Annotated in this window: 6 protein-coding genes; 3 read left to right on the plus strand and 3 right to left on the minus strand. The window is 73.9% G+C overall.

The window, feature by feature from the left end:
• Positions 1–345: 345 nt before the first annotated feature.
• Both disA and radA read right to left on the minus strand, forming a co-directional pair.
• Entirely contained in the window at positions 346–1,470 is a 1,125-nt protein-coding gene (gene disA / locus ACGF3I_RS34985) for a DNA integrity scanning diadenylate cyclase DisA (RefSeq protein ID WP_393139329.1), read from the minus strand.
• 101 nt (positions 1,471–1,571) lie between these two features.
• Positions 1,572–2,969: a DNA repair protein RadA gene (gene radA, locus ACGF3I_RS34990; RefSeq protein WP_393139331.1), complete on the minus strand. Its 1,398-nt coding sequence runs from the start codon at positions 2,967–2,969 to the stop codon at positions 1,572–1,574.
• Positions 2,970–3,284: 315 nt separating this feature from the next.
• Here radA and ACGF3I_RS34995 point away from each other — a divergent pair, with 315 nt between their 5' ends.
• Positions 3,285–4,949, plus strand: coding sequence for a hypothetical protein (locus tag ACGF3I_RS34995; RefSeq protein ID WP_393139332.1), 1,665 nt, complete (start codon positions 3,285–3,287; stop codon positions 4,947–4,949).
• 45 nt (positions 4,950–4,994) lie between these two features.
• Here ACGF3I_RS34995 and ACGF3I_RS35000 read toward each other — a convergent pair whose 3' ends face one another.
• Positions 4,995–5,831 (minus strand): hypothetical protein, encoded by an 837-nt coding sequence (locus ACGF3I_RS35000; protein ID WP_393139334.1) that lies wholly within the window; start codon positions 5,829–5,831, stop codon positions 4,995–4,997.
• A 52-nt stretch (positions 5,832–5,883) separates the two neighbouring features.
• Between ACGF3I_RS35000 and ACGF3I_RS35005 the strand changes: the two genes are divergently transcribed.
• The gene (locus ACGF3I_RS35005) at positions 5,884–6,816 is read left to right on the plus strand and encodes a Ppx/GppA family phosphatase (protein ID WP_393139336.1); all 933 of its coding nucleotides are present in this window, start codon (positions 5,884–5,886) and stop codon (positions 6,814–6,816) included.
• 122 nt (positions 6,817–6,938) lie between these two features.
• Positions 6,939–7,760 (plus strand): sugar phosphate isomerase/epimerase family protein, encoded by an 822-nt coding sequence (locus ACGF3I_RS35010; RefSeq protein WP_393139338.1) that lies wholly within the window; start codon positions 6,939–6,941, stop codon positions 7,758–7,760.
• The last annotated feature ends 224 nt before the right edge of the window (positions 7,761–7,984 follow it).

Raw genomic sequence — 7,984 nt, forward strand, 5'->3', positions numbered from 1 at the left:
TCGGGGCATTTCAGCCCGTCCGGCGTTTGAGGACGAGCGCCGTTCAGGCGCGATGGGGGGTTCGGGGGCGCAGCCCCTGAGTAGGGGTGCAGGGGGCGGAGCCCCCGCCGGGGTTCGAGGGGCGGAGCCCCTCGGGGGGTCTGGGGCGCAGCCCCAGGGCTCAGCCGATGCAACCCCCCGCACGGGCGGGTGGGTGGGCAAGCCCCCTGGGGTCTGGGGCGCAGCCCCAGGGGCTCAGCCGGTACAACCCGCTGCACGGGCGGGTGGGCAAGCCCGCCGGGGTCTGGGGCGGAGCCCCAGGGAGCCGGGGCTGGGCGGCAGCCCAGGGGGCCCGGGCCAGCCCGGTTATACGTACCGCTCCAGGATTGAGGACTCGGCCAGGCGCGACAACCCCTCGCGCACACTACGAGCCCGAGCCTCCCCAACCCCATCCACCGCCTGAAGATCATCCACAGAAGCCGCCAACAGCTTCTGCAACCCCCCGAAGTGCTCGACGAGCCGCTCGATGATCGCCCCCGGCAGCCGCGGCACCTTGGCGAGGAGCCGGTAGCCCCGCGGGGACACCGCCGAGTCCAGCGTCTCGGGCGAGCCGCTGTATCCCAACGCCCGTGCCACTATGGGCAGTTCGAGCAGCTCCGCATGCGTGAGGTCGTTGAGCTCGCGCAGCGCCTCGTCCACGGTGCGCGAGCGCTTGGCGGTGGGCTCGGGCACGTAGTCCCGTACGACCAGCTCCCGCTCGGGTTCGACCCCGGCGATCAGCTCGTCCAGCTGGAGCGAGAGCAGCCGCCCGTCCGTGCCCAACTCGACCACGTACTCGGCGATTTCAGTGGCGATGCGCCGCACCATCTCCAGGCGCTGGGCGACCGCCGTGACGTCCCGCACCGTCACCAGGTCCTCGATCTCCAGGGCGGACAGCGTGCCCGCCACCTCGTCGAGGCGGAGCTTGTAGCGCTCCAGGGTCGCGAGCGCCTGGTTGGCGCGGGACAGGATCGCCGCCGACTCCTCCAGGACCCGGCGCTCCCCGTTCACGTACAGCGCGATCAGCCGCATGGACTGGCTGACCGAGACCACCGGGTAGTTGCACTGCTTGGAGACGCGGTCCGCCGTGCGGTGGCGGGTGCCGGTCTCGTCGGTGGGGATCCCGGCGTCCGGCACCAGCTGCACGCCGGCCCGGTGGATCTTGGTGATGTCCTTGTCGAGCACCAGCGCGCCGTCGAGCTTGCACAGCTCGCGCAGCCGCGTCGCGGCGAACTCGACGTCCAGGACGAAGCCGCCGGTGCACATCGAGTCGACCGTCTTGTCGAGGCCGAGCACGATGAGACCGCCGGTGTTGCCGCGCAGGATGCGCTCCAGGCCGTCGCGGAGCGCGGTGCCGGGCGCGACGGCGCTCAGCGCGGCGCGCATCAGTGCTTCGTTACCGGAGCCTGTGCCGGACTTTCCGGGTGCTGATGCCCGGTCGTTGGCTGCCACTGCACTCCTCCGGTGTTGCTCATACGGCGCGTACTGCTCGCGTGGCGCTTGCGTACTGCACGTACGGACGGGCGAGACCAGGGCAAAGTCTACCGGCGCGGCTACTCCTCCCGCGGGGCCTGTGCACGACGGCCGCGCGGCAGCACCCGCAGCGCGTCCCCCATGTCGGCGACTTCCGTGACCTTCATACCGGCCGGGACCTTGCCCGGGTCGGTCGGCACCAGGGCGTGGGTGAAGCCCAGCCGGTGCGCCTCGGCGAGCCGGCGCTGCACTCCGGTGACCCGTCTGACCTCGCCCGCCAGGCCCACCTCGCCGATCGCCACCAGGTTCTTGGGCAGCGGAGTGTCGCTGGCCGCCGAGGCGAGGGCGAGGGCGATCGCGAGGTCGGCCGCGGGCTCGGAGAGCTTCACCCCGCCGACCGTCGCGCTGTAGATGTCGCGCTTGCCGAGCGCGGTGATGCGGCCGCGCTGTTCGAGCACCGCGAGCATCATCGAGACGCGCGAGGTCTCCAGGCCCGAGGTGGTGCGCCGCGGGGAGGGGATCTGCGAGTCCACCGTGAGCGCCTGGACCTCGGCGACCAGGGGGCGCCGGCCCTCCAGGGTGACGGTGAGGCAGGTGCCGGGCACCGCCACGTCGCGCCGGGTGAGGAACAGGCCGCTGGGGTCGGTGAGGCCGGTGATGCCCTCGTCGTGCAGCTCGAAGCAGCCGACCTCGTCGGTGGCGCCGTAACGGTTCTTGACGCCGCGTACCAGGCGCAGCCGCGCGTGCCGGTCGCCCTCGAAGGAGAGCACCACGTCCACCAGGTGCTCCAGGAGGCGGGGGCCCGCGATGGCGCCGTCCTTCGTGACGTGGCCGACGAGCAGCGTGGACATGCCGCGCTCCTTGGAGGCCCGGATCAGCGCGCCCGCGACCTCGCGGACCTGGGCCATGCCGCCGGGGGCGCCGTCGATCTCGGGCGAGGCGACGGTCTGTACGGAGTCGAGGACGAGCAGGGACGGCTTCACCGCGTCGAGGTGGCCGAGCACGGCCGACAGGTCCGTCTCGGCGGCCAGGTAGAGGTGGTCGCTGAGCGCCTTGATGCGGTCGGCGCGCAGCCGGACCTGGCTCGCCGACTCCTCGCCCGTGATGTACAGCGTGCGGTGGTCGTCACTGGCCGCCTTGGCCGCCACGTCCAGGAGCAGCGTGGACTTGCCGACGCCGGGCTCGCCCGCGAGCAGCACCACCGCGCCCGGCACGAGCCCGCCGCCGAGCACCCGGTCGAGCTCGGGGACCCCGGTGCCGCGGGCCGTCGCCTGCCGGCCGTCCACCTGGCCGATGGGCAGCGCGGCCGTCGAGACCCGGCCCGCCGCCGTGGTGCGCACCGCGGGCGCGCCGTACTCCTCGACCGTCCCCCAGGCCTGGCACTCGGGGCAGCGGCCGAGCCACTTGGCGGTGGTCCAGCCGCATTCGGTGCAGCGGTAGGACGGCCGGTCCTTCGCGGATTTCGTACGGGCAGCCATGGCGTCACCGTATAGGGGCCCACTGACAGTCCCCGCCGGGCGGCGACTGAGCGCCCCCGCCGGGCGGCCCCGCGGGGCGGGGCGGCGCCGGGGGAGCGGGGGCCGGTTTTCCGCGCCCCGCCGTTCGGGTGGACGCGGCGCGGCCGGCGTCGCTCCGTTCCCGTGCGCCCGTTTGCACAGTGCGTGTTGGGTCTGCCATGGAATGCCATGGAATTCCCGATTCCTGTCCCCTTTTGAGGGATACGTTCACCCGTAAGGATTAAATGTGTTCAACCGGTACGAAGAAGCCTCGACGCTGCCCCTACGGTCACACGCGTGACGAGCAGCAGACTGGATCAACCAGCGCACAACACCGGCGCACACCGGGCGCAGCGCCGTGCGCCCCGTACGTTGGCCCAGCGCCCGCCCGCGCGGTACGAGGCGTACCTCGACGGCCTGTTCACCTACTGCCTGTCCGTCCTGTGCGACCACGACGAGGCCACCGCGGCCCTCGGCGACCTGCTCGCCGTCTCCGAGCGCCAGTTCGCGCGCTGCCCCGCGGGCGAGGCCGAACGCCGGGCGTGGCTCTACGCGCTCGCCCGCTGGGCCTGTCTGCGCAAGCTCGCGGAACGCAAGCGCAACCGCCAGGGCGCCCACACCGGACGGGCCGCAGGCGAGGCCCCCGCGGCAGAGGTCTCCGAGGAGGAGCGCGAGCGCCGCCGCCGCGAACTCGCCCTGCTGGCCTGGCCGGAGGCGGCCGGCACCACCCCCGAACAGCGCGAGGCCCTCGAACTCGCGGTCCGCCACCAACTCGGCGCCCGCGAGGTCGCCTCCGTGCTCGGCATGAACTACCCGGCCGCCCGCGAACTGCTCGCCGCGGGCGCCTGCGAGGTCGAGCGGACCCGGGCCGCGCTCGCCGTCGTCGAGATGGGAGGCTGCCCCACGGTGGCTCAACTCACCGGCGACCACCAGGTGTTGCTCTCCGCCGCGCTGCGCCGCGAACTGGTCCGGCACGTCGACGACTGCCCCCGCTGCCGCCGCGCCGCCGAACGCGCGGGCGCGGCGGGCCCCTGGCCCGGCTCGACCCTCACCCCGGCCGCGCTGCCCCTGGCGAAGGCGCCGCGGGCCGCGGCGCAGGCCGCGATGATGCACGTGCCGCGCGCCCGCGGCGGGGCCCCGCGCTTCGACCGCGCAGGCTTCCCCATGGACCCCAAGGACCGGGCCGCCCGGCGCGACCGGCTGCGGGCCAGGGCGGTGACCACCACCGTCGTCGCGACCGTCGTCGCCGCCCCCGTCTTCGCCCTGTGGGCCGCCTACCGCGAGGCCCCCACGACCGGCGAGCCGGAGGGCGGCGCCAAGGTGACCGCCAGCGAGGCCGACAACCCCGGCGGCCTGCCCGGGCACCCCTACGACCGCTACGAGAACGCGGGCAACGCGCGCAGCGAGCCCGACACCCGCTTCACCGCCGGCAGCCGAGCCCCCGACGTGTCGGTCGAGGTCATCAGCCCCACCACCGCACCGCAGGGCCCCGCCCAGCTCGCCGTCTCGGCGAGTTCTGCGGGCGACACGACCGTGCTCACCCTCACCTCCACCGGCGGCGCCCCCGTCGACTGGTCACTGCGCAGCCGGGCCCGCTGGCTCACCTTCAGCCAGAGCGCGGGCCGCCTCGCCCCCGGCGCGACCGTCACCGTGTACATCCGCGTCGACCACGCCCAGGAGCCGCGCCACGCCTGGTCGGTACGGGTCGAGGTGGGGCCGACCGGCGCCGCGGTCCGCATCAGCGGCGACGGCACCCCGGTGGTCACCCCCTCCTCGCCGGACCCCGGCGCCACGGGCCACCCCGGCCCGCCCGGCTCCAGCGCCTCGCCGACCACCGGCCCGACGCACCCGTCGGGCAGCCCGACGCCCACGTCCACCCCGACACCGCCGACCCAGAGCCCGTCGCCGACGGACACGCCCTCGCCCAGCCAGACGCCGCCCTCCCCGAGCCCGAGCAGCTGACGGCGCGGCCATCAACTCACCTGCTGGACCGGGGAGTTGGCGCGGTTAGCGCGCCGGGTCGGCCGGGTGCGGGGCGACGAGCGGCAGCTGCGAGGCGAGCCGCGCCTCGCACAGCTTGACCAGGACGGCGTACGCCTCGGGGCCCATCAGCTCGGTGAGCTCCGGCCGGTACGTCACGTACACCGGCTCACCCGCCCCGTGCGCGGAGGTCGCCGAGGTGCACCACCAGTGCAGGTCATGGCCGCCGGGGCCCCAGCCGCGGCGGTCGTACTCGCCGATCGAGATCTGCAGCACCTTGGTGTCGTCGGGCCGCTCGATCCAGTCGTACGTCCGGCGCACCGGCAGCTGCCAGCACACGTCCGGCTTGGTCTCCAGGGGCTCCTTGCCCTCCTTGAGGGCCAGGATGTGCAGCGAGCAGCCGGCGCCGCCCGCGAAGCCGGGCCGGTTCTGGAAGATGCAGGAGCCGTTCCAGCGCCGGGTCTGGCGGTCGCCGTCCTCGTCGGTCTGGGTCCAGCCCGACTCGGTGCCCACGTCGTGGTACTGCCACAGCTCGGGAGTGAGCCGCGCCACGTGACCGGCCACCCGCTTCTCGTCGTCCTCGTCGGAGAAGTGCGCGCCGAGCGTGCAGCAGCCGTCGTCGGCGCGGCCCGCCTCGATGCCCTGGCAGCCGCTGCCGAAGATGCAGGTCCACCGCGAGGTGAGCCAGGTCAGGTCGCAGCGGAAGACCTGCTCGTCGTCGGCGGGGTCGGGGAATTCGGCCCAGGCGCGCGGGAAGTCGATCCCCTGCTCGTCCTCAACCGCGGGGGCGGCGTTCGTCGTCAGGGGGGTGGGGTTCTTCGCGGCCTTGGCTTTGCCCGGCTTCGCCTTTTTCGTCTTTGGCACGGCTCCAGCGTATGTCCGGGGGCGTGTTCCGACGCGCAGTAGCGTTCACCTCATGAGACTCGGAGTCCTCGACGTGGGGTCGAACACGGTTCATCTGCTGGTGGTGGACGCGCACGCCGGTGCCGCGCCGCTGCCCGCGCACTCGTACAAGGCCGAACTGCGGCTCGCCGAGCTCCTCGACGAGGACGGCGCGATCGGGCCGGAGGGCATCGACCGGCTCGTCGCCACGATCAACGAGGCCCTGCTCTCCGCCGAGGACAAGGGCGTCCAGGAACTGCTCCCCTTCGCGACCTCGGCGGTGCGCGAGGCCAGCAACGTCGAGCTGGTGGTCTCCCGGGTCCGCGACGAGACCGGCGTCGACCTCGGGGTGCTCTCCGGGGGCGAGGAGGCCCGCCTCACCTTCCTCGCGGCACGCCGCTGGTACGGCTGGTCGGCGGGGAAGCTGCTCCTGCTCGACATCGGCGGCGGCTCACTCGAAGTGGCGTACGGCATGGACGAGGAGCCGGACGCCGCGGTGTCGCTGCCGCTGGGCGCCGGCCGCCTGACCGCGGGCTGGCTGCCGGCCGACCCCCCGGACCCGGCCGACGTACGGGCGCTCCGGCGTCATGTGCGGGCCCAAATCGCGGGCACGGTGGGGGAGTTCACGCGCTCGGGCCGCCCCGACCACGTGGTGGCGACGTCGAAGACCTTCAAACAGCTCGCGCGGATCGCGGGGGCCGCGCGGTCGAGCGAGGGCGCCTACGTCCAGCGCACGCTGAGTCGTTCGTCACTGGAGGAGTGGGTGCCCAAGCTCGCCGCCATGACGACCGAGCAGCGCACCACCCTGCCCGGCGTCTCGGCGGGACGGGCCCCGCAGCTGCTCGCCGGGGCACTCGTCGCGGAGGGCGCGATGGACCTGTACGCCGTCGATGAGCTGGAGATCTGTCCCTGGGCGCTGCGCGAGGGCGTGATCCTGCGCCACCTCGACCACCTGCCCGTCGGCTGACGGCGGCGCGGGGCGAGCGGGAGCGGCGGGGGGCCGGGACCGCGGCGGCCGGCGAGTGTGACGTTCGTCGGGCTCACCGAACCGCCTCCCGCGCGGGCGGTGACGGCCCGTACGCTGTCTGCGTGGCAGAACCAGTGGTGCGCATCCCGGATGCGAAGGTCGCGCTGTCCACGGCCTCGGTCTACCCGGAGTCGACGGCAACGGCCTTCGAGATCGCCGCGCGCCTGGGCTACGACGGCGTCGAGGTCATGGTGTGGACCGACCCCGTGAGCCAGGACATCGAAGCCCTGCGCCGGCTCTCCGACCATCACCAGGTACCGATCCTGGCCGTCCACGCCCCGTGTCTCCTGATCACCCAGCGGGTCTGGTCGACCGATCCCTGGGTGAAGCTCCAGCGGGCGCGGGCGGCGGCGGAGAAGCTCGGCGCCTCCGCGGTGGTGGTCCACCCCCCCTTCCGCTGGCAGCGCCAGTACTCCCGTGACTTCGTCGGCGGGATCTGGCGCATGGCCGACGAGACCGACGTCAGATTCGCCGTCGAAAACATGTACCCGTGGCGCTACCGGGACCGCGAGATGCTCGCGTACGCGCCCGACTGGGACGTGACGAAGGACGACTACCGGCACTTCACGGTCGACCTCTCGCACGCCGCGACCTCCCGTACGGACGCGATGGCCATGGTCGACCGGATGGGCGACCGGCTCGCCCACGTCCACCTCGCGGACGGGCGCGGCTCGGCGAAGGACGAGCACCTGGTGCCGGGGCGCGGTAACCAGCCGTGCGCCGAGCTCCTGGAGCGCCTGGCCCTGACCGGGTTCGACGGGCACGTGGTCATCGAGGTCAACACCCGCCGGGCCATGTCCGCCGCCGAACGCGAGGCCGACCTGGCGGAAGCCCTCGCCTTCACCCGCCTGCACCTGGCCTCCGCCCCGGCCCACCACGCCTGAGGGCCCCCGCGGGCGCGGCCGGCCTGTGCGCGGGGCTGCGCCCCAGACCCGCTGAGGGGCTCCGCCCCTCGGACCCCGGGGGGGGGTGCCCACCCGCCCGCCCGTGCAAGGGGTTGAAGGGTTCGGCTTCTGGGGCTCCGCCCCAGCCCCGCTGAGGGGCTCCGCCCCTCGAACCCCGACGGGCTCGCCCACCCGCCCGCCCGTGCAGGGGGTCGGATAGGCCC

It is taken from the genome of Streptomyces sp. NPDC048111 (genome assembly GCF_043202815.1).
In the GTDB taxonomy this organism is placed as follows: domain Bacteria; phylum Actinomycetota; class Actinomycetes; order Streptomycetales; family Streptomycetaceae; genus Streptomyces.

Bases quoted from the DNA above. Each gene is read 5' to 3' on its own strand.
- radA (WP_393139331.1), bottom strand. From the start codon at position 2,969: ATGGCTGCCCGTACGAAATCCGCGAAGGACCGGCCGTCCTACCGCTGC.
- ACGF3I_RS35005 (WP_393139336.1), top strand. From the start codon at position 5,884: ATGAGACTCGGAGTCCTCGACGTGGGGTCGAACACGGTTCATCTGCTG.